This window comes from Cryobacterium shii (assembly GCF_004402595.1).
GTDB lineage: Bacteria > Actinomycetota > Actinomycetes > Actinomycetales > Microbacteriaceae > Cryobacterium > Cryobacterium shii.
Window position 1 is genome coordinate 13689 of the sequence record NZ_SOFY01000062.1, and the last position, 24620, is coordinate 38308.

Below are 24620 nucleotides of genomic sequence, written 5' to 3' on the forward strand. Positions count from 1 at the left end.
ATCCGGCCGGTTTCGGCCTGTTTTCTGGGGAATCACCTGAGTTAGCCACAACCCACCGCGCCAACGGGGCCCGCGGCGCCGGTGAGCGAGGCTGGCCGGGATGCGCCGCGCCCACCCGGCAGCTTCCCCTCGCGGCAGATCACCGCCGGCAGATCACGGCCGGTCGGGCGCCGCTGTCCCTCGAAGAAGGCGGAGCAGCAACCCGCATTTCGCCCGTATTCTCATATGGGGGGAATGAGCCCGAGCAGCATCCGGCGACGGCGTTGTCGCGGGCACGCCACGGCTCACTGCATGCCCCCAACGGACCTTACCCGGGGGAACGCTTGAAACGTACGTCTGCTCAATTGGATCGCGCCGCCGGCGTGATGCTCGGCATGGCCTGCGGCGATGCCCTCGGTGCCGGCTACGAATTCGGCCCGCCCCTCGCGGCCGATGCCTCCGTCACGATGAAGGGCGGCGGCGGGTTCAACTGGGCCCCCGGCGAGTGGACCGACGACACCTCCATGGCCGTTCCGATCCTGAACGCGATCGCCGCCGGCCAGGACCTCCGCGACGAAGCGGTGCTCGACGGGATCGTGGCCGTCTGGGTCGACTGGGCCCGCACGGCGCCGGACGTGGGCAACCAGCTGCGCGCGGTGCTCTCCCGAACCGAGCTCACCGCATCCGCGGTGCGCATCGTCGCCCGCGCCCACCACGAGACGCACGGCAGCAGCGGCGGCAACGGCTCGCTGATGCGAACCGCCCCGGTGGCGCTGGCCTACCTCGACGACCCGGTCGCGCTCGCCGGCGCCGCCCGCGCCGTCAGTGACCTCACCCATTTTGAGACGGATGCCGGCGACGCCTGCGTGCTCTGGTGCCTGGCAATTCGGCACGCGGTGCTCGAGGGCACCCTCGACGTCCGGGTGGGTCTAGGCGCGCTTCCGCCCGAGCGCCGCGAGCTCTGGGAATCCCGCTTCGTCGTGGCCGAGGCCGGAAGCCCCTCCGACTTCAGCCGCAACGGCTGGGTCGTGGAAGCGCTGCAGGGCGCCTGGTCAGCGATCACGCTTCCGGGCCGCGAGGCCGCAGCTGCGGCCACCGCGGCCGAGACCGTCGTCGCTGCGTCCACCGCGGCCGAGACCGCCACCGCGGCCGAGACCGCGGCCGAGACCGCCACCGCCACCGCCACCGCGGCCGGCACCCCCGCCGCCCACCTCCGGCACTCGCTCGAACTCGCCGTGCGCGGCGGCCGCGACACCGACACGGTCGCCGCGATCGCCGGCGGGCTGCTCGGGGGCCGCTACGGGGCATCCGCGGTGCCGGCCGCGTGGCGCCGGATCGTGCACGGCTGGCCGAACGGGCTGCGCTCCGACGAGCTGGTGCGGCAGGGCGTGCTGGCCGCGCGCGCCGACGGCGGACGATCACGCCGCAACGGTGACCTGCCCGAGCGCCGCGACCCGGCCACCCCCGACCGGCGCGAAGCCGGTGCCCCCGAGCGCCGAGACCCGGCCGTGCTCGACCGTCGCGCGCGCAAGGACCGCGTCGCGACCACCTGGCCCACCGCCGACCACCTCGCCTACGCCACCTCCGGCGACATCTCCACCCTGGTGCGGCACCCGCACGACGACGGTGTCTGGCTCGGCGCAGTCGGTATCCTCGACGACCTCCCGGCCGAGATCGACGCCGTCGTGTCGCTCTGCCGGGTCGGGCGCAGCCAGGTGCCTGATCGCATCCGTGCCGAGAATCGGGTCGCGGTCTGGCTGGTCGACGAGGTCGATCCGCGGGCCAACCCCAACCTCACCTTCGTGCTCGAGGACACGGTCGACGCGATCGCGGCGCTGCGGGCGGAGGGTCGCACCGTATTCGTGCACTGTGTGCAGGCGATCAGCCGCACGCCCACGGTCGGGGCGCTCTACGCGGCGAGGCACCGGGGCGTGCCGATCGAGCAGGCGCTGCGCGAGGTGACGGATGCCCTGCCGAACGCCAATCCCAACGTCACCTTCCTGCGCGAGCTGGTTCCGCCGCCGCTGCCGACGCCGACGACGCCGCTTCGAACGCTTCCGACGCCGCCGACGACGCTGCCGTTTCCCGGAGCGGGAGCCGTCGCCGGATCCCTGAACGGGCAGCCTTGACGGTTCGCGCCGGCGTCCGCGGCTGACACTCGGCCGAATCCGTGAGGGGTCCCGAATCGACCTTCCCGGGGCGATTGAAGGTCGATTTGGGACCCCTCAAGGCGCGGCGTGGCATCCGCTCGCTGCCTATTCCGTGTCGAAATCGCTGCCCGGCCCAAGGTACTCATCAGGAATCGCAGTACCCCGAGCCGCGAAGAAATCGGTCACATGGCCCCGACCGCAGGCCTTGGGGTCACCCGTCGGCGGTGGATTGAAGTCTTTCGGCCACGTCGTACCCACGTCGTAGCAAACTCCCGTGAGATTCGTGTCGATGAAGCTGGCCTCAGTGAGGTCCGAGCCGTAAAGCATCGCCTCAGTGAGATCTGCATGGTCTACGTCGACGATTTTCATCTCCATCAACTTGGCGTGGACCAGCGTGGCGGCGAAGAAAGTCAAGGCAGGCCCGTGCTTACGGTCAAACTCTGTGCGAACGAATGCGGCGCCCGTTAGTTTCGCACCGAAAAAGTCCGTGCCACCGATGTCGCTGTACGCGAAGTCGGCTCCGCGGAGGTCCGAATCGCGAAAGGCCGCTGCATTGAGATTCGCGTTTCTGAAGTCCGCGCCCGTCAGGGAGAGCCCGCTCAATTCCATTCCCTGCAGGTCTAAACCGTTGTACGGGCGTCCGCGAGCGTCGTCTGAGGACCGGTCTCGCACGAATCGAAGGTTCTCCAGCCGGTAGGACTGACCCGCCAGCGTCTCAGCGGCTGCACGCTCGCGATCCGAACGCTGGTCATCAATGTCCCGCTGCGCCTCGGTCGTAAGGAGCCCGGAGATGACGCCGGCTGCTATCCCGACGACGAGGGCGACCACGACATCGCGCACCAACCAGGGCGGGCTAGCCAGGACGCCTCTGACCCCCTTAGCGGTCACGGACTGCTGAGAATCGCTCGCTTTCATGCGGGAAGGCTACTGCGGTTCTTCGCGGTCATCCGGGAGCGACGCGCACGTTGAGCTTTTCCCGGCCGTGCGCCCTGGGTGCACGTCGCTACGCTTGCTTTGGCTTTGCCAGCCTGGGCCCGTCGATGTTCAAGTCTCTCACCTTGGCGATGCCGCGGTGGGCTGGTCGTTACGGGCCGGCCTTGTGTTCCCCCCTTCCCCGCCATCCCTCCACAATGTAAATTTGACCAGCCTATTCGCACCTATTTTGGACCACGACCGGGTGTCAGTGGTGTCCCCTAATGTGATGGGCATGACCTCTTCGGTGAGCATCTCTCAGGCGCAGCTCGGCACGCGATTCGACGCGATCGCCGCCGTGCACCGGAGTCTCGCGCGGGACGCCGCGAAGAGGGCAGACATGATTGACGAGGCGCGCCGGTTCAGCGAGGCGAACGCCGCCAACACTCCACGCAGGGCAAACTCCCGGTGGGACCCGCACGAGATCGCCCACCGCGAATTCTCGAGCGAACTGGCGTGCACCCTGCGCATCCCCGAACCCACCGCCGAGAACCTGATCGCCGAGTCACGGGCCCTGGTCGAAGATCTCCCCGGCACCCTCGCCGCGCTGCACGCCGGTGAGATCAGCTACCAGCACGCCCAGGCCGTGATCGGCCAGGCCTGCTCGGTGCCCGCCGACGCGTTGCCGGCCTTCGAGCAGTCGCTGCTCCCCGCCGCGCGCACCCTGACGGCGGCCAAACTCAAACACCAGGCACGGATGCTCCGGGAACGCCTGCACCCCGAATCGATCGCCGCCCGCAAGGAGAAATCCTTCTCGGAACGCACGTCCTGGCTGCAGGCCGAGACCGACGGGATGGCGACGCTGAGCCTGACCACGAGCACCGAGACCGTGCATGCCATCTTCAACCGGGCGAACGACACCGCCCGCAGCCTGCAGGGGCCGGAGGAGAAGCGCTCTCTGACCCAACTGCGCACGGACGTGCTCAGTGACCTGCTGATCGACGGGGTCACCCCGGCCGGACTCGCGGCGGGCATCCGAGCCACCGTCCAGATCACGGTCCCGGTGCTGACACTCCTCGGCCGCAGCGAAGAACCCGGCTACCTCGAGAACTACGGGCCGATCGACCCCGACACCGCCCGCGACCTCGCCTCGCGAGCGCCCAGCTTCACCCGCATCCTGATCCATCCAGAGACCGGCATCGTGCTCTCGGTCGGCCGGCACAGCTACAAGGTACCCAAACGGATGCGACGCTTCCTCCGCCTCCGAGACGAAACCTGCCGCTTCCCCGGCTGCAACCAGCCCGCGCGCGGCGCCGACCTGGACCACAGCCGGGAGTGGCAAGACCTCGGCCAAACCGCCGACGATAACCTCGCGCACCTCTGGCGGTCGAGCCAGACCCTGAAAACCGAGACGTCGTGGACGGTGAAGCAGAAGCCGGGCGGCATCCTCATCTGGAATTCACCCACCGGGCGCGACTTCGAGACTCAACCGGCCACCTGGATCGCCCCACCGGGTGCGCCCTCCGCTGCCGCCCAGGTTGGTGCCCCCGTTGGCGCCCAGACTGCTGCTCAAGTTGGCGCTCCGGTTGGCGCCGCGGGTGGTGGTCAGGTTGGCGCTCCCGTTGCCGCCGAGGTCAGAGCCCAGATCGGTCCCGGCTCGCCCCGGCCTTTCAGGCTCGCCCGGCCACCGCTGCCCGACGACGCCCCTTTCTGACCAGGCGCTATCCCCAACACCGGACCCGGGCGACAAATCCGCGCACCGCGAGACGGATGCCCGGCCCGGCCGTTCGCTAAAGTCACCTCATGACCCCGCCCACCCTCACCCCGGCCGACCGAGAGCAAGATGCCGGTCTCTGGATGGATCAGGATGCGGGTGAAGCTCGGCGCTCGCGAGGCGAGGTCGCGGGCGGTGTCGGGGTCGATCGGCCCGTAGTTCTCGAGGTAGCCGGGTTCTTCGCTGCGGCCGAGGAGTGTCAGCACCGGGGCCGTGGCTGCGATCGGGCACACGGATGCGACGTACGACCTGACCCGGCAGGCCATCGCCGCCGGGGCTACGGCCGGCACGCACGTCTTCAACGCCATGCGCCCGATGCACCACCGGGAGTCCGGCCCTGGCCGCCCTGCTGAAAGGCCCGAACGTCTTCGCCGAGCTGATCGCCGATGGCGTGCACCTGCACCCCGCCGTGGTGCGCTTCATCATCGAGAGCCCCTCGCGGCCCGTCTTCGTGACGGATGCCATGGCCGCAGCCGGTACAACCGTCGCGCACGACGGCGACTACAAGCTCGGCGGTCTCGACGTTCACGTCGCCGACGGCGAGGCGCGTCTGACCGACGGCACGATCGCCGGCAGAGTGCTCACCCTGAGCGCAGCGGTTCGCTACGCCGTGCACATCGCCGGCGTGCCGCTGCACCTGGCGGTGCAGGCGGCCACCCAGAACCCGGCCGACATGGTCGGCCTCCACGACCGCGGACGCCTCGCCGCCGGCAACCGCGCCGACCTGATCGTGCTCGACGCCGGGCTGCGCGTCACGGCGACCATGCAGTCCGGGGTGTGGTGCGCGGGGTAGCTCCCGCCCCAGCCCCCTAACGAATTCGACGGAGATTCTCGCGAGAATGTGCCTAAAGCAGCTATTTTCCGGCTGTCAGAGCACATCGGCCCAAAATCTCCGTCGAATTGGTTCGCACGGCTGAGCAGGGGGCTCCTGTGCAGAAGGCGGCTGAGCGGGGCCGGTGACTGCCCGGTCGGGCGCCTCCAATCGTCGTTTCTCCGTGTTGCATGGGCGTAGCCTGAAAGGGCGCTGGCGTTCTCGCTGAGGGCGGCAGTGCATTTCTCAGAGGAGAGAACACATGTCCGTCAAGCCACTCAAGGTCACCGTCACGGGAACTTCGGAATCGCCGACCAAGCTCGCAGTTTCGGTGCGGGATTTCTCGTTCATCATCGACGAGCCCGCCATGTTCGGAGGTGAGGACGCCGGGCCCAATCCGGTCGAATACGCCCTAGCCTCCCTCGCCGGCTGCATGAACGTCGTCATCCATCTCGTCGCCAAAGAGCAGGGCGTTGATGTGCGGTCGTTGCGGCTCACGGTCAAGGGCGAGCTGGACCCCTCGCGGCTGATGGCGCTGCCCACCGAAAACCGGGCGGGATTCCAGGGCATCGAGCTCACCGCCGACTTCGATTCAGACGCCAGCACCGCCGAACTCGACGAGGTACTCCGCCTGGCCGGACTTCGCTGCCCCGTCTCGGACAACCTGGGCAACGCAACCCCCGTCATCGTGCGACTCCCTGCTCCGGCAGAGCTGGAGGAAGCCCTCGCCTCTGTGTAGCGACGGATGCCGTGGGCCGGGCCGGTAGGCATCCGTTCAGCCCGCCGTGAGGGGTCCTAACTCGACCTTCCCGAGGCGATTGAAAGTCGATTTGGGACCCGTCAGGCTGAAAACCGCACCGCCCTGGCGTCCGCCATGGCTGCGGCGCCGTTGCCGACTTCCGGCGGCCCAATATGCAGCGAGGTCCTTGATGGCCCTGGCGATCGCCGCCGCAGATCGAGGGCCTCTTCCTGACAGCCGGACCGGCCGGCGACTCGCTCCGGCCGCGAGTGTCGAACGGGTCCTGGGTCAGGCAGTCTGACTCCGACGCTCCAGCCAGGAGCGCTCCGTGGGTTGCAGGGCACGCGGCCGCTCCGCCTGCTCATCAAAGGCAACCATCACCACCGAGCCGGCTGCGTACACACGATCCTCCGCGCCTTCACCTGAGTCGAAGACCCGGCAGTCCAGGGTGAAGGAAGACCGCCCTATCGCGGCTATGGTCAGGCCGACTGTGACGGGGTCGGTGCGATAAGGGAGCGGGCGCAGGTAGTCGAGGCGCTGACTCGCTACGACGATGCCGCCGGCCAGTATCTCGGATGCGTCATCCGACCGGAGGAAGAGTCGAGCGCGGGCTTCTTCGAGGAGGCGGAAGAACTCGACATTGTTCACGTGGCGGTAAACGTCCATGTCGGCCCAGCGTAGCGACAGGTCGAAACGGTTTTCATAAGTCATGGCACTCCTCCGGTTCGGGGCCCGGAAAAATTTGTCTTGCCGGAACCGTATTTCGACTATATGGTAAATCAACCCTTGATTCGATCGATCGATCGATCGAAGAATACGTTCTAGACCCTTGCACGGCTTTCCTCTCTATTCCCCCTGCACCTGGACAGAAAGTAGTGACCCCATGACCAAGCGACACCAACTCTCCGCGATGCACCGCCGCATCCTCGGCGCGACGATGGCCGCCACTCTGCTCGTCTCCCTGAGCGCTTGCGCTCCAACCGCCGCGGGCGCGGACGCGGCCTCGGCCGCCGACAAGCCCAAATCCGTCAGTGTCGTCGCTTCAGGAAAACTGACCTGCGCAATGAGTGGCGAATACCGCCCTTTCAATTTCTACGATGAGTCCAACAAGCTCGTCGGCTTTGACGTCGACGTGTGCACCGCGGTGGCCAAAGAGCTCGGCCTCGAGGCAGCACCCGTCACGGGCGCATTCAACACCCTCATCGCCGGCCTGGTCGGCAACCGCTACGACGCCATCATCGGCTCAATGGCGAGCACGGATGAGCGCAAGAAGGAGGTGGACTTCTCTGACCCGTACTACTCCACCGGCGCCCAGCTCTTCGTGGCCAAGGGGTCCTCGATCAAGGATGTGACCGGCCTCAAGGATGCCAAGGTGGGAGTGGCCCTGGGCACGACGTTTGAAGAGTTCGCTCACGGCCTCGACGGCGTCGGTGAGGTCAAGACCTACCAGGCCGACATCGATGCGCTCAGGGACCTCGAGGCCGGCCGTGTTGACGCTGTCATCACTCAGGGCTTCATGGGCCGGTTCCTCGCCAAGTCTGCCGGACTCAAGGCCGAGGCTGTGGGCGACGTCCTCTTCCCCGACGTCGCCTCGATCCCGGTGAGCAAGGACAACCCCAAGCTCCTCAGCGCGATCAACGCTGCGCTCAAGACGATGCACGACGACGGCACCTACAAAAAAATCAGCATGAAGTGGTTCGCGACCGACATCAGCTAGCAGAAGTGGGGTTGCTGCCCTCCACCGGGCAGCAACCCAGTTTCTTCTCTCGCACCGAACGAAAGCAGACCCATTGGAATTCCTGAACGCCCTGATTGCCAGTTCGCCAGCATTGCTCAAGGGCCTGTCGGTGACGATTGGCCTCACCGCACTCACGCTCGTTTTTTCGGTCATCCTCGGCGCAATCATCGTGGCCATGAAGATGAGCAGCATCCCGGCATTCTCACGGTTCGCGACCGGATATCTGGCCGTCGTCCGAGGGATACCCCTCATCGCCTTGCTCTTCGTCATCTACTTCGGCATCGTCTCCGTTTTCAAAGTGGATGCCTTCACGGCCGCGGCAATCGGGCTGAGCGTGCACAGCTCCGCCTACGTCGCTGAGATCTTCCGCTCGGGCATCAACTCCGTTCACAACGGCCAGGTCGAGGCATCTCGTTCACTAGGCATGAGCAGGGTGGCCACCATGAGCAGGGTGGTCGCACCGCAGGCTCTCCGCGTCGTTGTCCCGGCGCTGGTGAACCAGGCGATCGTGTCCCTCAAGGACAGCGCCGTCGCATCCTTCATCACCGTTGATGAACTCTTCATGACCGCGCAGCGCTTGTCCGCGGCAACGTTCCAGCCACTCACCTACTACGCGATCGTCAGCCTCTATTACCTGGCAATGGTTGGCGCGATGACATTCTTCGCCGGCAAGGTCGAACGCTACTTCCAGAAGCGAGGTTAGAACAATGACTCAAATTGATGGTCAGCCACGGGTTCGGATCACCGGAGCCACAAAGAAGTTCGGGGACAACGTCGTCCTCAATAACGTCGATCTCGAAGTGCGGGCGGGCGAGGTGGCCGTGCTGATCGGCCCATCCGGCGCGGGCAAGAGCACCCTGCTCAGGTGTATCAACGGCCTGGAACGCCTGACGTCGGGCACCGTCGAAATCGACGGAGTACGTCTCGAATACCGGGAGCGTTCCCTGAACCACATGCGTGAGCACGTCGGCATGGTCTTCCAATCGTTCAACCTCTTTCCGCACCTCACGGCGTTGGAGAACATCACGATGGCGCAGGTCGTTGTGGGCAAGCGGTCTAAGAGCGAGGCGCATGATCGAGCCGCGAAGCTGCTGTTCCGGGTGGGTCTCGGTGAGAAGGCGAACAGCTACCCGAGCGCCCTCTCGGGCGGTCAGCAGCAGCGCGTCGCCATCGCGCGTGCGTTGGCGATGACGCCGAAGCTCATGCTGTTCGACGAGCCGACTTCGGCCCTGGACCCCGAGCTGGTCGGTGAGGTGCTGCAAGTTATGCGCGAACTCGCTGACGAAGGCATGACCATGGTCGTGGTCACACACGAGATGAGATTCGCCCGGCAGGTTGCCGACCATGTCGTGCTCCTGGCAGATGGGGCCATCGCCGAAGAAGGGCCGCCGGAGATCGTTCTGGACGCACCGGCATCAGACCGAGCCAGAAGCTTTCTCAGCAAGTTGCAGGCCGATGGCTGAGCCGTTGCAGCAAGACCATCGGACAACTCACACACACGACGTGACAAAGGATGAACACGTGACCGGCACTGACGTACCCACGCATTTCGCGACATTCGAAATGGCGGACCAGATCGCCTTTATTCGACTGCACCGGCCGGAGCGGCTCAACGCGGCTTCACCCCAGCTCGTTGCTGATCTCAAGCGCGCATTGGACCAGGCGGCAGCGCAACACGCTCTGGTCACCGTGATCTCCGGCGACGGGCGGGCGTTCTGCGCGGGGCATGACCTCAAGGCAGAGACGCTTCCCCCGGATTCGCCGGAAGCCCTCGAGCACCTTCACGCGCTGCAGGGCATCACTCGACTGCTGCGCGACTCGGCCACCGTGTCCATCGCGGCCGTCCATGGCTACGCCCTGGGCGCGGGAATGGAATTCGCCCTGAGTTGTGACTTCATCGTCGCGGATGCGGGGACGCAGTTTGGATTCCCGGAGGTCTCGGTGGGCCTGTCCGTCACCGGGGGGATCTCCTACCTTCTCCCTCAGGCCGTCGGGCTGCCGATGGCCAAGGAACTGATCCTGCTCGGTGAGACGTTCGGTGCCGAGAAGGCGAAGTCGCTCGGCCTGATCAACCGAGTGACAGCGCCCGGTGACCACCTGCGCGTTGCGGAAGAACTTGCCCGACGTCTTCTGGCGCTGCCCCACCGCGCCCTCTCGCTCGCGAAGGAAGCGTTCGAGAGCGCCGTTCGCCCGCAGGTCGAAACGGCGATGAAACTCGAAATCCAGAACGCCCTCTTGACCGGTGACTCCGCAGACGCCGCGGATGCCCGCGACCAGTTCGCCACCACGGGGTCGAGGCCGGCGGGCAGCGGTCAGTGATCGACTCAGGCGACGACCTCGTTCGGGCGGCCGGCAGTCAGGGCGTGTGTGCGGACGCTCACATCGACGGAGTCGGCAACCTCGGCGACCTGATCACCCGGGCGGCCGAGCGGTGGGCCGATCGGACCGCGTGGCGGTTCGGGGCCACCGGCGAGACCTTGTCCTTCACCGAGGTCGAGGCCGTCACCCGATACCTTGCCGGTGAGCTCTCGGCGGTCGGGATCGGCGCCGGGGACCGTGTGGTGCTGATGGCGAAGAACACACTGGAGTTCCCCGCGGCCTGGCTCGCTCTCGCGCGATTGGGCGCCATCGTTGTGCCGATGAACACGAACTACCGTCTTACCGACGCCACGCACGTCGCGTCCCTCGCCGGGGCGACGGCTTTCCTGACGGTGGAGGAGTTCCTGTCCCTGGCCGGGCAGGTAGCGGAACGGTGCCCGTTGCTCGAGAAAGTCTTCTCGCTCGAGGGACTTCTGCTCGGTTGGAGATCAGGGGACTCGCCGCGGGAGCCCGCGGCTCCACTCGACCAGGCGAAACCTGGGGACACGTCGAACATCCAGTTCACCTCAGGCACGACGGGCAAGCCGAAGGGGTGTGTTCTCCCGCACGAGTACTGGCTGTCGATCGCCTGGACGCTCCAACACGACTTCCCGCACCTGACGGATGCCGACGTGATGCTCACCGTGCAGCCGTTCCACTACATCGATCCGCAGTGGAACGTCGCGAGCGCACTTCTCGCCGGGGTCGAGCTGGTCATTCTGGACCGGTTCCACCCGAGCACCTTCTGGCAGAGCGTGCGAGAGTTCCAGGTCACCTACTTTTACTGCCTCGGCCTCATGCCCACGCTGCTGCTGAAGATGCCGCCGAGCGACGAGGACCGGAACAACCGCGTTCGCGCGGTGCAGGCCTCTGCCATCCCGGCCTCTATTCACCGGGCCCTCGAAGAGCGCTGGGGCGCCCCGTGGTACGAAGCGTTCGGGATGACCGAAACCGGCGCCGACCTGTTCGTCGACGTCGACGAACACGACGAGTTGCTGGGTTCCGGATGCCTCGGGCGGCCTCGATCCCATCGTGAGGCCCTCGTCGTCGACGACTCGGGGGCCCCCTGCGCGGTAGGCCAAACCGGGCAGCTCCTGTTGCGCGGAGCGGGGCTGATGACCGGCTACTTCGAGGATGCCGAGGCGACCGAGCGGGCCTTCCGCGGCGGTTGGTTCCACACCGGCGACCTCGCCGAGCGAGACGAGCTCGGACGCCTCTACTACCGCGGCCGCACGAAGGACATGATCCGGCGAAGCGGCGAGAACATCTCCGCGATCGAGGTCGAGGAGGTCCTCGTCCTCCACCCCGGTGTGGAGCTGGCGGCCGTCGTCGCCGTGCCCGACGAGCTCCGAGGCGAGGAGGTGCTGGCCTACCTCGTGCCTTCAGCCCCGGCCCCTTCCGCGGTGGACCTGATCGACAGCGTGTCCGCGAGCTGCGCGACCGAACTCGCCTACTTCAAGGTTCCGAGATACTGGCGGGTCGAGCGTGAACTGCCGCGCACCGTCTCGGAACGAGTCGCGAAACACGAGCTGACCCAGGCCGGATCGCTCCGCGGCGCCTGGGACTCGAAGGAGGGGCGCTGGCATGAATGAAGAAGCAGCCCGCATCCGTGGGGCGCAATCAGGACAGACATCGGGCACCGCAGGATACGATCATCCGAGCGGCCGCCTGTGCAGTTCGAAAATAGAGGAGTCTCCGTGTCCAGCTCAGTCGAACCCCTCGGTCGAGAGCCCCTCGTTCGATCGGTGGACAGCCCCGCAATCAACGACACCCACCAGCGACTGCTCGAGTCGGCGGTGCACCTGTTCGCCGTTCGCGGTTTCCACGGCACCGGCATCCGTGATCTGGCCGCAGGCGCAAATTTGTCGAGCGCCACTCTCTATCACTACATGGGAACCAAGGAGCGTCTGCTCTTTCAAATCATGCAGGACGCCCTCGATCGCCTGCTCCTGGCTGCTCGCGTCATCGAATCCCAATCAGACGACGTGCGCATCCGACTCGCCGGCCTGGTGCGGATGCACGTCATCACCCACGCGCTCCGGCGCGACGCCTCCAATGTGGTCGACAACCAGGTCAGCGCTCTCGAGCCGGACGATCGCATGCTCATCATTCAGCAGCGCGACTCCTACGAGAAATTCTGGGCTGATGCCATCGCCGAGGGTGTCGCAGCCGGATTCTTCACCGTCCCCGATCAAAGCGCGGCACGAATCGCGCTTCTCGAAATGTGTTCCGGCGTCGCGCGCTGGTACTCCGTGGACGGCCGACACTCGCCCGACGAAATCGCCGACATCCACGTGGAACTCGCCGCGGCGCTCCTCCGCGGCTGCGACGGCCGGCCGACCTGGACCGAACCGGAGAATCACCTCGACATCCACTCGCTGGTTGAAGAGATCTGGGCCATCCGGGTTCCCGACGGCAAGGCCAACCGCGCCGTCAAATAGCTTCTCCCCGAGGCGGGAGGGCACCCATGCCTGAAGCGGTCATCGTCGCCACCGCGCGCACACCGATCGGGCGGGCCTTCAAGGGAAGCTTCGCCACTGAACGACCGGAAGACCTCGCCGTCGCCGCCATCCAGGCCGCCGTCGCGGCCGTGCCGCCACTCGATCCACGGGAGGTCGAGGACATCATCCTGGGCTGCGGTGTACCCGGTGGCCTTCAGGGCAGCAACCTGGCGAGGGTCATCGCCGTGCAACTGGGCTGGGACACGGTTCCCGGGCTGACGGTGTCGCGGTTCTGTGCCTCGTCGCTGCAGTCCATCCGGTCGGCCGCCCACGCCATCAGGTCTGGTGAGGGTGACGTTTTCATTGCCGCCGGAGTGGAATCCATCTCGAGCTTCGCGCTGACCGACGTCGACAACCTCCCCGGCTCGCGGAGCCCTCGCTTCGAGGAGGCGGCGGCGAGGTCGAGACACCGGGCCGAGACCGCCGAACCCTGGACGGATCCACGGCTCGACTGGCAACTCCCCGACGTGTACATCCAGATGGGTCAGACTGCCGAGAACGTCGCCTCCCTCTCCGGGATCAGCCGGCACGACCAGGACCAGTTCGCGCTGCGGAGCCAAACCCTCGCGGCGGCCGCCGACGCGAGGGGCTTCTGGGCCGAGGAAGTGACCCCGTACCGTCGAGCCGATGGGAAGGTCATCTCGGCCGACGACAGCCCCCGGCCCGGGACGACCCTGGACGGGCTCGGGGCCCTGCAGCCGGCATTCCGCCCCGGGGGAACCGTGACCGCTGGCAACAGCTGCCCTCTCAACGACGGGGCGGCGGCACTCGTCATCATGTCGGACCGACGCGCGCAGCAACTGGGCATCCAGCCGCTCGCGCGCATCCTCGGCACGAGTGTCTCCGCCACCTCGCCGGAGATCATGGGCACCGGGCCGGTGTCGGCGATCCGCACATTGCTTCAGCGACTCGGGATGTCCGTCGCCGATTTCGACGAAGTCGAGATCAACGAGGCCTTTGCCGTGCAGGTGCTTTCGAATGTCCGAGATCTCGGCATCGATCCCGGCCGGGTGAACGTCAACGGCGGAAGCCTGGCCCTGGGGCATCCCTACGGCATGACGGGCGCACGCATCGCAACGACGCTGGTGCACTCACTGCGGGTGCACGATCGCCAGTTCGGGCTGGAGGCCATGTGTGTGGCCGGAGGCCAGGGCATGGCCCTGGCCCTCGAGAGGCTCCGGTAAACGGTGGCTCAGGTAAACGGTAATGACCGCTCAAAAAGATGGGATGAACGATCATGAAGAATGAACGACACGTGGCCATAGTGACCGGGGGAGCGCAGGGAATCGGGGCCGCGATCGCGGCGCGCTTGGCCCGGGAGGGCAACGCCGTGGCCGTACTCGACCGCAACCTGGCGGCCGCGGAATCCACCGTGCGCGAGCTGGTCGGCGCGGGCGCCAACGCGATTGCCGTCGCCGTCGACGTGGCCGACGAGGCTTCAGTCGACCAGGCGGTGGCGGATGTCGTCGCGCGCCTGGGTGAACCACAGATCCTCGTCAACAACGCCGGGGTCCTGCGCGACAACATGTTGTTCAAGATGAGCGCCGACGACTGGGATCTGGTGCTCAACGTGCATCTGCGCGGAGCGTTCCTGATGTCCCGAGCCGTGCAGAAGCACATGGTCACAGCCAAGTGGGGGCGCATCGTCAACCTGTCCAGCACCTCCGCCCTGGGCAACCGAGGCCAGGCGAACTACGCCGCAGCCAAGGCCGGCATCCAGGGTTTCACGAAGACCTTGGCCTGGGAACTGGGCCCGTTCGGGGTCACGGTCAACGCCGTGGCTCCCGGATTCATCGCCACCGACATGACCCGCACCACGGCCGAACGAATCGGTGTGTCCTTCGAAGAGCTGCAGGCCAGCGCGGCGGTGGCCACGGCGGTGCGGCGCGTGGGCTCGCCCGAAGACGTGGCCGACGCCGTCGCGTTCTTCGCCGGGGAGGGCTCCGGTTTCGTCTCGGGCCAGGTCCTGTACGTCGCCGGGGGCCCGCATGGCTGACTCGGCACCGCTGCGCGTGTTCTCCTCCACCCACGACCTCATCGGGTCGGTGGGCGAAGAACTCGGCCCCAGCCCGTGGATGACCGTCGAACAGCCGGCAGTGGATGCCTTCGCCGACGTCACCCAGGACTGGCAGGCACTCCACTGCGACCCCGCGTTCGCGGGCGGTTCTCGCTACGGCGTCACGATCGCACACGGCTATTTCACGGTCTCGCTGCTGAGCATGTTCGCCCGTCAGCTCTACCGAGTCGACGGCGTGTCCGACATCATCAACTATGGGATCGATCGGTTGCGGTTTCCCGCCCCTGTGCCCGTGGGCTCCCGCATTCGGGCGCGAGCCACGCTGACCTCGGTGTCCGCGAAATCGGGGTTGGTGCTGGCGGGTGTGAACTACGTCGTCGAGATCGAGGGCTCTCCTCGGCCGGGACTGGTCGCCGATACCCTCGTCGCCCTCGTGCCCGAAACAGCCGCCGAGGTCCCCGAGGTCCCCGAGGTCCCCGAGGTCGCCGGTGTCTGAACGCAAGCTGGATCTTCTGATCCGCAACGCCACCATTCTGACCATGGATGCGGACCGGCCCGCCGCCCGCTCGGTCGGAGTGTCAGCCGGCCGCATCGTCGCAGTGGGGGAGGAACTCGACGGGGCCACCGCCGATCGGGAGGTCGACGCGGCCGGCCTGACGGTACTGCCGGGGTTCAACGACGTGCATTGCCACACGACCTGGTTCGGGTTGTCGCTCACCGAGGTGGACCTCAGCGTCCAGAGCAGCATGGACGACGTTTACGCGGCGCTGCAGCGTCGCGCCGGCGAGAGTGCGGATGGCGCATGGGTCGTCGCCTCGGGCTTCAATCACCAAAAGTTCGGGGGACGCTACCCCGACATCGACATGCTCGACGCCATAGCTCCGCGAAACCCGATCTACATTCGGCACAACTCCGGCCACGCCTGCATCGTCAACAGCACGGCGCTCGGCCTGGCCGGTTTCCTCGCAGCCGATTACCGCGAGGAGGCCGGCGCCGTGGCGGTCCGCGACGAACGGGGTCGGTTCACCGGCTTGCTGGAGGAACGCGCGCAGCAGGCCGTGCAGCGCTTGTTCCTCCCGTACTCCCAGGGCAGCATCGTCGGCGCGATCGATCGTGCAACCCAGGTCTATGCGACGGAGGGCATCACGAGCTTCACGGAGGCCGGGATCGCCGGAGGCTGGATCGGGCACAGTCCCCTCGAACTCGGCGCCTACCAGACGGCGCTCGAGACGGGCGTGCTTCGAGCGCGGGCGCAACTGATGGTCTCCCTGGATGCCCTGCACGAGATGAGCGGTCACCGCGACGACAACATGACACTGGGCCTCGATCTCGGTGTTCGCACCGGCTTCGGCAACGATTTTCTGAAGATCGGCCCGACCAAGGTCTTCCTCGACGGTTCGTTGCTGGGCCTGACCGCCGCCATGTCCGAGGCCTACTGCGCCGGCGTGTCGGACAACCACGGCTACTTCCAGGGGGATGTCGAGGAGATGCGGCAGAGAATCCTCGCCGTATATCGCGCCGGCTGGTCGATCGCCGCGCATGCCATCGGTGACGAAGCCATCGACTTCGCCCTCGAGGTGTTCGAGTTCGCGCGGGAGGCCTACGGCCCACGCTCCGTCCCGAACCGCATCGAGCACGGTGGCGTCATCACGGATGCCCAGCTCGCCCGCCTCGCGGCGGTGGGCGCCGTCGTCGTTCCCCAACCCGGTTTCGTCCCCGCGTTCGGCGCCGAAATGGCGCGGGCGCTCGGGGAGGAACGCGTACACCAGTCCTACCGGGCGGCATCGCTCATCGCAGCCGGCATACCGCTCCCCGGCAGCTCCGATCGGCCCGTGACGTCGGGGACCGTCCTGCCCAATATCCAGGCATTCGTCGAACGGCGCTACGGCGGCGACCAGGTTTACGGCCCCGGGGAACGGATCAGCGTGGAGGCCGCACTTCGCGCCTACACCCTGGGGTCCGCCGAGGCGACCGGCGAGGCCGGGCTCCGCGGCAGCATCCGGCCCGGAAAGCTCGGCGACTTCGTGTTCCTCGACCGGAACCCGCTGTTGAGCCCGGTGGAGGAGATCTCAGACATCGCCGTGATGGCAACCGTCGTGGGTGGAACCTTCATCCACGACCGCCTGTGACCGGCACGCCCAACCGGCTTGATGGTGACCGTCGCCTGTGAGGGGTCCCAAATCGACCTTCCGCAGGTAAACCAAGGTCGATTCGGGACCCCTCACGACGCTGGTGAACGGCTGACCGGCTTCGGCTCAGGCTCGCAGGCGAAGAAATCCGGGAGTTCGCGGCACAGGCGGTGAGCGAGGAGTTGCTGCGGCAGCACGGCAGCACGCCAGCACGCCGCCACGCACCACCTTCGCGCGGTTCTGCGGCAACTCTCCGTTGCGCGCCGACAGCGTCAGCTGGTATTTGGACGCCAAGGGCGAGAACGTGGTCGGCGAAATCCTCGCGACCCTGCCCCCACAGTGGACGTCTTTCCACGCCCTCCCCATCGGCAAGAAGGGCTCGGACATCGACCACATCGTCATCGGCCCTGGCGGCATCTTTACCATCAACACGAAGCACCACGCGGGCAAAACCGTGTGGGTCGCCGGCCGAGGTCTGATGGTATCCGGCCAGAAGCAGTCCTACATCCGCAACGCCGAATACGAGGCCGGCGGGTCACGAAACTGCTGAGAGAACGGATGCCGCTGCTCCCGGCCGCGCAACCCGTGCTCGCCCTGGTCAACCCCAAGTCGTTGACCGTCAAGGTGAATCCGGAACAGGTGAAAGTCGCCACCGACGCCGCCCTGCGACGCTGGCTCCTGAAGCGTCCCGTGATTCTCAACGCCGGTGACCTGGCGGAGCTCGCCACGATCATCGACAACCCGGCCACGTGGCCGGCCCCGGTGTTCCCGCCGACAGAGAACGTGCTGGCGCGCTTCACCTCGCTCGATGCCGAGGTTCTCGCGGCGCGCACGCGGCGGAGAGTGTGGAGCTTCGTCGGCACCCTTGCGCTGTGCGCAACCGCCTTCGGCGCGTCGCAGCTGCTGCCGTCCGTGCTCGGCGCCATCCTGACGGGCGGCCCGTGGTGACGGGGTAGTTTCATGCACGGATGTCGTCGGCTTACGATGCTGCAGTGACTCAACCGCTGGACGAGGGTCCGTTCTTTCACGGCACAAAAGCCGATCTCCGGGACGGTGACCTCCTGAGAGCGGGCTTCAGGTCTAACTATCGTCCCGAAGTCGTAATGAATCACGTCTACTTCACCGCCCTTCCGAATGGTGCTGGACTTGCTGCCGAACTCGCGGCGGGCGACGGCGCCCCCCGCGTCTACGCCGTCGAGCCGACCGGGGCATTTGAGGATGACCCGAATGTGACCGATAAGAAGTTCCCCGGCAACCCCACCCGGTCGTACCGGAGCAGTGCCCCACTCAGGGTCCTCGGAGAAATCACCGCCTGGACGCGACAGACGCCCGAGGCGCTACAGGCATGGAAGGACCGCCTCACAGCACTCCGCGAGACCGAGCGAGGGGAAATCATCAACTGATGAGCGTCAACGCCAGCGGAACTCTTCGAGTACATCCACCCCCGATGCAATTGAGACGAACCCCACTCGCGATTGGCATGCGTCGCGTCGCTTTCTCAGTCGACGACTTTCTCAGTCGACGACATTGACGAAGCCCTCGAGATCGCCGCGAGGCACGGCTGCCGTCCGCTACGCGGCGTGGCGACCGGCCAGCTTCACATGCCGCGGTGTCACGAAAACGGGACATTCATTGGCCTATGAAATCAGATCGCGAGAGAGAAGCTCAACCAGCAATCGCTGACTCCGTTGCGGCGGCAGCGCGTGGACATAGTCCCTGATCCGAGCCTCGGCCTCGACCGCACCCGGTAGCAGAGGAAGCAACTCGTCCCGAGCGGCCGCTCGAAGCTCGGGCCCGGTCATTGGAGCGGGCAGGTCGACCTTGAGAGCGGTGATCGGTTTGAGCCCGGCGTGCACCATCGCTTCGCGGTAGACCTCGCACACGCCCTCGAGAGCGATGGATTTTTCCGGCTCGCGCAGAATGAATGCCCGGTTGCTGGTGTGGCGCGTGTTCCAGGTCTTCAACCCACGGGCATCCGCGTACTCACCGAATCGCTTTTTCGACACGAGCTGCCGAACGCTCCGGTGAGCGTCGCCCCCATGGGCGACGATGGACTGGATGTTGGGGTGCAGGTCGAGAAGGCGCTTGAGTGCATCGAGCCCATCGTCGATCAGACGGTTCGGCAGGCCGTTCGGGTGCGTTTCGTGCACGTGCCACGGGTACGCGTTCCACGGCACGACCTGGTCGTCGGTGAGGCCAACGGTCTCGTAGATGTCGCCCATGCGGGCGGCCGAGCCGTCGTTGTTTTCTCGTGACAACATGCCTGAGCCCGTGGCTCCGCCGGCCTGCGGGCCGGGGTTCGAAGACAGTGCGAGGATGACGGCCGTCGAGGCTCCGTAGTGGGGTGCGATGTACGGAACGGAGTAGCCGGGCAGTTCCTCCATGAGGCGATCGCAGAGCGCGTTGATCGCGCTTACCTGTGGCTCGTGGATTCGGCTCATCTGGTCGTCGCGAAACGCTGGGTCGGCCATCCGTCGGGTCATGTCTGAAGCCTAGGTGAGACCGTCTCGTCTCCAATTCGCGGTGCCCCCAACTGGGGACAGCTGGGCCGATCACAGGCGTTCGTAGCAATGTCGGCGCACCTAGGCTGGCATTAGAAATGATCGGCAAGCAGCTGGGGGACTGAAGAATGAGCCCGGATTATCTTGGAGTGTCAGCGGTAGACGGCGGGATCATAGGGACAGGAGCTCTCCGATGACCGGCAGGCTCCGCCACCCGGCGCACAGGGATGCGAGCGAAGTGACGGCCGGCAGCGGCAAAGGCAATGCGGTCATCGACTTCGAAACGACCGGGTTGTTCGCGAAGTCGAGTCATCGGGTCATCGGGGTTGCAATCGTTCACGTGGATGAAACGGGCCGTATCACCGGCCGATGGGACACGCTGATCAACCCCGGGCGCGACCTTGGCAGGCAGGACATCCACCGCATTCGCGCGGCCGATGTGATGCAGGCGCCGACCTTCGAGCAGATCGCGCCCCAGCTCGTCAAGCTCATCTCCGGGCGCGTGCTGGTAGCGCACAATGCGCGGTTTGACACTGGATTCCTGCTTGCGGAGCTGGAACGGCTCGACTAAGAAGCTGAGCTGAAGCTGGAGGCGCTCTGCACCATGCAGCTGGCGCGCGAGTTCCTCCCGGGCTCCGGTCGTAAGCTCTCCGACTGTTGTGCCGCGTACGACATCCCTCTCGTGGACGCGCATCGCGCCCTGGCCGATGCCGTAGCGACCGCAAGGCTGCTGGGTGCCTACATTGCCGAGGCCCCGGATGCCCCGGGCTGGGCTCGCAGCGTGGCCGGCGCCGCCGCGGTGCCTTGGCCACCCTTTCTGGGAGAGGCGTCAGAGTGGGTTTCCCGCGACGATGTTGCCCCCGCCGGACCGGTCAAGGCCGCATCATGGCTCGACCGGATCACGGTGAAGCTCCCCGAGTTCGCTGGCCCGGCTGAGCAGTTGGATTACCTGGCCCTCCTTGACCTCGCCCTACTCGACCGCGAACTCTCAACCCACGAGGCGCAGGCGCTCGTGCAACTCGCCGAAGACCTCGGCATCGGCCGCGCCACCTGTGCGGCCCTGCACGAACGTTACTTCGACGACCTCGTGCATATCGCCTGGGTTGACATGGTTCTCACCGAGGCCGAAATCGCCGACCTCGTCACCGTGGCGCAGCTGCTCGGGCTTCCGACCGCGGCGGTTGCGAATGCGCTGGTGGCGCCGCCGGTTGCCAGGACATCGAAGGTGGCTGCCGCCTCGTCGGAGCGCTTCGCGCTGACCGTGGGCGACATCGTCGTTCTCACCGGTGAGATGTTGCGGTTGCGTGCCGATTGGCACGCCGAACTTACGCAGCACGGATTTGTTCCCGGAGCCGGCGTGACGAAGAAGTCCCGCCTGGTCGTCGCGGCCGACCCCGACTCCTTGTCGGGCAAGGCGCGCACAGCTCGCGACTATGGCATTCCCGTTGTGAGCGAAGCCGGGTTGAGCTCCCTGCTGGGTCGTTCCTGACCACCGAGCGCGACCCGCAAAGGCCGTGACCGCTGAGGAGCCAGCAGTTGATATGCGGGGCGCGTGTTGGAAGCGAAACAGCGGACTGACCTTGCTCTGAGCGGCGGGCCTCGCCCACACCTGATGTGAGCCGCTCACCGCTGCTAGATAAGCTGGCCACACGGATCGACGGCCAAGTAACGGAGTAGGCACTTGAAGAAAAGAATCGAAGTCGTCGGCGCGGTCCTCACCAGAGGGGAGACAATCCTCGCGGCACAGCGGAGCTCGACAATGTCGCTGCCCGGCATGTGGGAATTCCCCGGGGGCAAGATTGAGTCAAACGAGTCACCGCAGCAAGCATTGCTCCGCGAACTCGAAGAAGAGTTGCTCTGCTCTGCCGAAATTGGCAAACATATCGAAACCACCGAGCACGAGTACGACTTTGGCATCGTCATCCTCACCACCTACTACTGCTCGCTGATCGGCAAGGAACCTCGCCTGACGGAGCACTCGGAGATTCGTTGGGTGCAAGCTGCCGAGCTGGATCAGCTTGATTGGGCCCCCGCCGACATCCCCGCAGTCGCGCGCGTGATGAAGGACTTCTTGGCTTGAGTGAAATTCGCAGTCAACTAACGCTCGACAACGTTTTTGGATTCCTAAATTCACACGTCAAGGCTGACCAGGTCTTCCACCCCACTCTTGTATCTAATTCCAACGGCCAGACGATGCTGAAAGCGATCCTCGACGAGCTCAAGCGATCGCGCAACTTCGTATTCTCGGTCGCATTCATCACGCCAAGCGCGATTGCCCTGCTCAAACAGGCACTCCTTGACTACCGAGGAATGGGCACGATCATCACATCGACCTATCTCGGATTCAACTCGCCTGCCGCGTTCCGTGAGCTCCTCAACCTCGATGGCGTAGATGTCTACGTGTATCCAGACTCCGCTGCTGGGTTCCACGCAAAAGGGTACATATTCGAGCAGGAGTCGAGTACCACAGCGATCGTTGGCAGCTCCAATTTGACCGCCTCGGCGATGCTGAGGAACCAGGAATGGAATCTGCGCTTTTCGGCCCTGCCTGATGGGGATATTGTGCAGCAGTTGAAGCGCGCCGTGCAGGCACACATGGATGCGTCGACCAACTTGACGCGGAAATGGATTGACGAATATGCACTGACGTGGGCTCCACAGCCCCAGGCCTTTCAGGGATCTACATCGGTCGAGTTGCCCGGCGATGAGCTGCCAATGGGAAGGATCTTCCCAAACTCAATGCAAGTAGAAGCACTCGCCGAGATTCAGACGTTGCGGGATGCCGGGGAGAGCCGTGCCGTTGTAATTTCGGCGACAGGGACAGGAAAGACAATCCTCTCCGCGCTCGACGTGCGGGGATACGCGCCCGAACGAATGTTGTTCGTCGTGCATCGAGAGCAGATTCTCGACCGGGCGATTGATGAGTTCAAGCGCGTTCTCAGTGCCCCGGACAGCGACTTCGGCAAGTTTGTTGGTTCGAAGAAGGAGCTCGATCGTCGCTATGTGTTCGCATCGATTCAGTCGCTTTCTCGGCCAGAGAATCTTCGAGCGATTGAGCCTGACGCCTTTGACTACGTTCTTATCGACGAAGTCCACCGAGCTGGCGCCGCGAGCTACCGCACGCTCATCGATCACCTTGAGCCGGCATTCCTTCTCGGGATGACAGCAACTCCGGAGCGCACGGATGAGTTCAACGTCTTTGAGTTGTTCGACTTCAACGTGCCTTACGAGATTCGTTTGCAGAAGGCGCTCGAGGCCGACATGTTGGCGCCGTTCCACTACTACGGCGTCACGGACTACATTAAGTCGACCGGCGAAGTCATCGATCAGGTCTCGGACCTCAGCCGGTTGGTCGCTTCTGAACGCGTGGATCATCTCGTGTCGACCATCGAAAAATATGGCCACGCCGGTGTTCCGGTCAAAGGGTTGATCTTCTGCAGCAAGAATGCCGAAGCGGCTGAGCTCTCGGGAATTCTTAACAATCGGGCTGTCCATGGACGGCAACTAAGAACTCGCGCTTTGAGCGGGAAACACTCGGTCGAGGAGCGCGAGCTGGCTGTGCAGATGCTGGAGCGGGGTGAACTCGACTACATCGTGACTGTCGATATTTTCAACGAGGGTATCGACATCCCGTCTGTCAACCAGGTGGTCATGCTCCGACAGACGCTATCGAGCATCGTTTTCACTCAGCAGCTGGGGCGAGGACTGCGCAAGGCCGCCGGCAAAGACCACCTCGTGGTGATCGACTTCATTGGCAACTACGACAACAACTACCTGATCCCTATCGCGCTCTTCGGTGACAGCACCCTAAACAAGGATTCGATTCGTAAGAAGATCATCGATGCGCAAGAAGCTGGAGCGATAGCTGGACTCTCAAGCGTGAACTTTGACGCGATTTCGAGAGAGAAGATTTTTGCTTCCCTGGCGACTACAACTCTTGACAGCATGTCAAACCTCAAAAAATCATTCGTCGACCTCAAGAACCGCCTCGGTCGATCGCCGCTACTCATGGACTTCGCCCGCTTCGACACCGTCGACCCGATGGTCATTGCAACTAAGCAGAAGAACTATTGGAGATTCCTGAATAAGGTCGGTGCGACGGATGTATCGGCCGGCGCCTTCGAAGATGCGGTTCTGACGTTCCTCTCCGGAGAGCTACTCAACGGAAAGCGGCCCCATGAGCTGCTTCTTCTCGAAAAGCTGCTGTCGCATCCTGGCGGAGTGACGGTTGAGCACTTTCAAACTGCGCTTGGCGGGAACGGGCTGGCCAGCGACCAGGCGACTCTCAATTCCGTCTTGGCCGTACTGAGCCTGACTTTCTTCACCGAAGCAGAAGCCACGAAGTTCGGTGCCGTCCCGATCGTCTCTCTTCACGATGGGGCCTACTACCTCAGCGAGAAATTCGCGGAGGCATGGGGTGCAGGGGCGCTCTTCCAGATACACGTTCGCGATGTCGTAGACGCGGGACTGTATCTTGCGCGCCACCGATACAGGTGGAGCGGGCAGCTTGAAATCGGTCAACGCTACTCTCGCAAAGACGTCTGCCGTTTGCTCAATTGGCAGTCGAATCAGCAAAGCACCATCTACGGATACAAAGTCGACTACTTCTCGAACAGTTGCCCGATTTTTGTGACCTATCACAAGGGGTCAGACGTGTCTGAGAGCACGAAGTATGAAGATGAGTTCCTCAACCCGTCAACCCTGACCTGGTACACGCGGAGCAGGCGAACACTCGCGAGTGGCGAGGTGAAGGCGATTGTGGAGAATCGCCTCCCGCTTCACGTATTCGCGAAGAAAGACGATGCAGAGGGAACTGACTTCTTCTATCTCGGCACAGCCAAATCTCAGGATGCTCGCCAGACGAAAATGTCCGGCGAGAGTGGGGACGATGTGGTCTCCATGACGCTTGGCCTGGCGAGCCCAATCGAGTCGAGCCTCTATGAGTACTTTGCGACTAAGGCGCCAGTGGCGTAGGTGCCCATTTCCCAGGCGAAGTCGTCCGATTGGGAAA

At 65.0% G+C, this 24620-nt stretch carries 24 protein-coding genes and 1 pseudogene; 22 read left to right on the forward strand and 3 right to left on the reverse strand.

Features of this window, described 5'->3' with window-relative positions; all coding sequences use genetic code 11:
- Window positions 1-344: 344 nt before the first annotated feature.
- On the forward strand, window positions 345-2108 hold the full coding sequence (locus E3O49_RS11440; protein WP_198417492.1) for an ADP-ribosylglycohydrolase family protein: 1764 nt from the start codon (window positions 345-347) through the stop codon (window positions 2106-2108).
- A 126-nt stretch (window positions 2109-2234) separates the two neighbouring features.
- Here E3O49_RS11440 and E3O49_RS11445 read toward each other — a convergent pair whose 3' ends face one another.
- A complete protein-coding gene (locus E3O49_RS11445; protein ID WP_134365530.1) occupies window positions 2235-3044 on the reverse strand; it encodes a pentapeptide repeat-containing protein in 810 nt (269 codons plus the stop codon).
- Between the two features lie 292 nt (window positions 3045-3336).
- Between E3O49_RS11445 and E3O49_RS11450 the strand changes: the two genes are divergently transcribed.
- The 3 genes from E3O49_RS11450 (at window position 3337) to E3O49_RS11465 (ending at window position 6365) form a co-directional block, all read left to right on the forward strand.
- Complete coding sequence (locus E3O49_RS11450) at window positions 3337-4755, forward strand: HNH endonuclease signature motif containing protein (protein ID WP_160141097.1); 1419 nt, start codon at window positions 3337-3339, stop codon at window positions 4753-4755.
- A gap of 451 nt (window positions 4756-5206) precedes the next feature.
- The gene (locus E3O49_RS11460; protein WP_198415959.1) at window positions 5207-5608 is read left to right on the forward strand and encodes an amidohydrolase family protein; all 402 of its coding nucleotides are present in this window, start codon (window positions 5207-5209) and stop codon (window positions 5606-5608) included.
- Window positions 5609-5888: 280 nt separating this feature from the next.
- Window positions 5889-6365, forward strand: coding sequence for an OsmC family protein (locus tag E3O49_RS11465; RefSeq protein WP_134365528.1), 477 nt, complete (start codon window positions 5889-5891; stop codon window positions 6363-6365).
- A gap of 288 nt (window positions 6366-6653) precedes the next feature.
- Here E3O49_RS11465 and E3O49_RS11470 read toward each other — a convergent pair whose 3' ends face one another.
- Window positions 6654-7076, reverse strand: coding sequence for an acyl-CoA thioesterase (locus tag E3O49_RS11470; protein ID WP_134365527.1), 423 nt, complete (start codon window positions 7074-7076; stop codon window positions 6654-6656).
- A 172-nt stretch (window positions 7077-7248) separates the two neighbouring features.
- On the opposite strand from E3O49_RS11470, the gene E3O49_RS11475 reads away from it, so the two are divergent.
- The 14 genes and pseudogenes from E3O49_RS11475 to E3O49_RS19035 all read left to right on the forward strand — a co-directional run.
- The gene (locus E3O49_RS11475) at window positions 7249-8082 is read left to right on the forward strand and encodes a transporter substrate-binding domain-containing protein (RefSeq protein WP_134365526.1); all 834 of its coding nucleotides are present in this window, start codon (window positions 7249-7251) and stop codon (window positions 8080-8082) included.
- A gap of 73 nt (window positions 8083-8155) precedes the next feature.
- Window positions 8156-8806 (forward strand): amino acid ABC transporter permease, encoded by a 651-nt coding sequence (locus E3O49_RS11480; protein WP_134365525.1) that lies wholly within the window; start codon window positions 8156-8158, stop codon window positions 8804-8806.
- Between the two features lie 4 nt (window positions 8807-8810).
- Window positions 8811-9566: an amino acid ABC transporter ATP-binding protein gene (locus E3O49_RS11485; protein ID WP_134365524.1), complete on the forward strand. Its 756-nt coding sequence runs from the start codon at window positions 8811-8813 to the stop codon at window positions 9564-9566.
- 58 nt (window positions 9567-9624) lie between these two features.
- A complete protein-coding gene (locus tag E3O49_RS11490) occupies window positions 9625-10422 on the forward strand; it encodes an enoyl-CoA hydratase/isomerase family protein (RefSeq protein ID WP_198415957.1) in 798 nt (265 codons plus the stop codon).
- Window positions 10419-12053 (forward strand): AMP-binding protein, encoded by a 1635-nt coding sequence (locus tag E3O49_RS11495; RefSeq protein ID WP_241976244.1) that lies wholly within the window; start codon window positions 10419-10421, stop codon window positions 12051-12053. The genes E3O49_RS11490 and E3O49_RS11495 overlap by 4 nt, the downstream gene beginning before the upstream one ends.
- 105 nt (window positions 12054-12158) lie before the next feature.
- Window positions 12159-12902: a TetR/AcrR family transcriptional regulator gene (locus E3O49_RS11500; protein ID WP_160141098.1), complete on the forward strand. Its 744-nt coding sequence runs from the start codon at window positions 12159-12161 to the stop codon at window positions 12900-12902.
- Window positions 12903-12928: 26 nt separating this feature from the next.
- Window positions 12929-14146, forward strand: coding sequence for an acetyl-CoA C-acetyltransferase (locus tag E3O49_RS11505; RefSeq protein WP_134365522.1), 1218 nt, complete (start codon window positions 12929-12931; stop codon window positions 14144-14146).
- Between the two features lie 53 nt (window positions 14147-14199).
- Window positions 14200-14958 (forward strand): 3-oxoacyl-ACP reductase FabG, encoded by a 759-nt coding sequence (fabG, locus tag E3O49_RS11510; RefSeq protein WP_241976246.1) that lies wholly within the window; start codon window positions 14200-14202, stop codon window positions 14956-14958.
- Window positions 14951-15475, forward strand: a complete 525-nt coding sequence (locus E3O49_RS11515) for a MaoC family dehydratase (protein ID WP_134434303.1) — start codon at window positions 14951-14953, stop codon at window positions 15473-15475. The genes fabG and E3O49_RS11515 overlap by 8 nt, the downstream gene beginning before the upstream one ends.
- The gene (locus E3O49_RS11520) at window positions 15468-17108 is read left to right on the forward strand and encodes an amidohydrolase (protein ID WP_244285295.1); all 1641 of its coding nucleotides are present in this window, start codon (window positions 15468-15470) and stop codon (window positions 17106-17108) included. Before E3O49_RS11515 ends, E3O49_RS11520 begins: the two co-directional genes overlap by 8 nt.
- Window positions 17109-17364: 256 nt before the next feature.
- Entirely contained in the window at window positions 17365-17658 is a 294-nt protein-coding gene (locus E3O49_RS11525) for a nuclease-related domain-containing protein (protein WP_134410490.1), read from the forward strand.
- Between the two features lie 8 nt (window positions 17659-17666).
- Window positions 17667-18056, forward strand: coding sequence for a hypothetical protein (locus E3O49_RS11530; protein WP_134365518.1), 390 nt, complete (start codon window positions 17667-17669; stop codon window positions 18054-18056).
- Between the two features lie 20 nt (window positions 18057-18076).
- Window positions 18077-18511 carry an NAD(+)--rifampin ADP-ribosyltransferase gene (gene arr, locus E3O49_RS11535; protein WP_370262669.1) on the forward strand — a complete coding sequence of 145 codons (435 nt, stop codon included), beginning with the start codon at window positions 18077-18079 and terminating at the stop codon, window positions 18509-18511.
- Between the two features lie 18 nt (window positions 18512-18529).
- Window positions 18530-18697, forward strand: a pseudogene (locus E3O49_RS19035) (VOC family protein); the annotation flags it as partial.
- A gap of 48 nt (window positions 18698-18745) precedes the next feature.
- Here the strand turns inward: E3O49_RS19035 and E3O49_RS11540 are convergent.
- Window positions 18746-19591 (reverse strand): uracil-DNA glycosylase, encoded by an 846-nt coding sequence (locus E3O49_RS11540; protein ID WP_134403355.1) that lies wholly within the window; start codon window positions 19589-19591, stop codon window positions 18746-18748.
- 211 nt (window positions 19592-19802) lie between these two features.
- On the opposite strand from E3O49_RS11540, the gene E3O49_RS11545 reads away from it, so the two are divergent.
- The 4 genes from E3O49_RS11545 (at window position 19803) to E3O49_RS11560 (ending at window position 24583) form a co-directional block, all read left to right on the forward strand.
- Window positions 19803-20180 (forward strand): 3'-5' exonuclease, encoded by a 378-nt coding sequence (locus E3O49_RS11545; RefSeq protein WP_134451636.1) that lies wholly within the window; start codon window positions 19803-19805, stop codon window positions 20178-20180.
- Between the two features lie 33 nt (window positions 20181-20213).
- Window positions 20214-21098 (forward strand): DNA polymerase III subunit epsilon, encoded by an 885-nt coding sequence (locus tag E3O49_RS11550; RefSeq protein WP_134451638.1) that lies wholly within the window; start codon window positions 20214-20216, stop codon window positions 21096-21098.
- Window positions 21099-21290: 192 nt separating this feature from the next.
- Window positions 21291-21689 carry a (deoxy)nucleoside triphosphate pyrophosphohydrolase gene (locus tag E3O49_RS11555; protein WP_134365514.1) on the forward strand — a complete coding sequence of 133 codons (399 nt, stop codon included), beginning with the start codon at window positions 21291-21293 and terminating at the stop codon, window positions 21687-21689.
- Complete coding sequence (locus E3O49_RS11560; RefSeq protein ID WP_134451640.1) at window positions 21686-24583, forward strand: DEAD/DEAH box helicase; 2898 nt, start codon at window positions 21686-21688, stop codon at window positions 24581-24583. The genes E3O49_RS11555 and E3O49_RS11560 overlap by 4 nt, the downstream gene beginning before the upstream one ends.
- The last annotated feature ends 37 nt before the right edge of the window (window positions 24584-24620 follow it).

What these genes read in the sequence shown, in the direction of transcription:
- E3O49_RS11465 (WP_134365528.1), top strand. Translation starts at nt 5,889, where the DNA reads ATGTCCGTCAAGCCACTCAAGGTCACCGTCACGGGAACTTCGGAATCG.
- E3O49_RS11550 (WP_134451638.1), top strand. Translation starts at nt 20,214, where the DNA reads ATGCAGCTGGCGCGCGAGTTCCTCCCGGGCTCCGGTCGTAAGCTCTCC.
- E3O49_RS11485 (WP_134365524.1), top strand. Translation starts at nt 8,811, where the DNA reads ATGACTCAAATTGATGGTCAGCCACGGGTTCGGATCACCGGAGCCACA.
- fabG (WP_241976246.1), top strand. Translation starts at nt 14,200, where the DNA reads ATGAAGAATGAACGACACGTGGCCATAGTGACCGGGGGAGCGCAGGGA.
- E3O49_RS11505 (WP_134365522.1), top strand. Translation starts at nt 12,929, where the DNA reads ATGCCTGAAGCGGTCATCGTCGCCACCGCGCGCACACCGATCGGGCGG.
- E3O49_RS11475 (WP_134365526.1), top strand. Translation starts at nt 7,249, where the DNA reads ATGACCAAGCGACACCAACTCTCCGCGATGCACCGCCGCATCCTCGGC.
- arr (WP_370262669.1), top strand. Translation starts at nt 18,077, where the DNA reads ATGTCGTCGGCTTACGATGCTGCAGTGACTCAACCGCTGGACGAGGGT.
- E3O49_RS11545 (WP_134451636.1), top strand. Translation starts at nt 19,803, where the DNA reads ATGACCGGCAGGCTCCGCCACCCGGCGCACAGGGATGCGAGCGAAGTG.
- E3O49_RS11530 (WP_134365518.1), top strand. Translation starts at nt 17,667, where the DNA reads ATGCCGCTGCTCCCGGCCGCGCAACCCGTGCTCGCCCTGGTCAACCCC.
- E3O49_RS11450 (WP_160141097.1), top strand. Translation starts at nt 3,337, where the DNA reads ATGACCTCTTCGGTGAGCATCTCTCAGGCGCAGCTCGGCACGCGATTC.
- E3O49_RS11470 (WP_134365527.1), bottom strand. Translation starts at nt 7,076, where the DNA reads ATGACTTATGAAAACCGTTTCGACCTGTCGCTACGCTGGGCCGACATG.
- E3O49_RS11540 (WP_134403355.1), bottom strand. Translation starts at nt 19,591, where the DNA reads ATGACCCGACGGATGGCCGACCCAGCGTTTCGCGACGACCAGATGAGC.
- E3O49_RS11445 (WP_134365530.1), bottom strand. Translation starts at nt 3,044, where the DNA reads ATGAAAGCGAGCGATTCTCAGCAGTCCGTGACCGCTAAGGGGGTCAGA.
- E3O49_RS11515 (WP_134434303.1), top strand. Translation starts at nt 14,951, where the DNA reads ATGGCTGACTCGGCACCGCTGCGCGTGTTCTCCTCCACCCACGACCTC.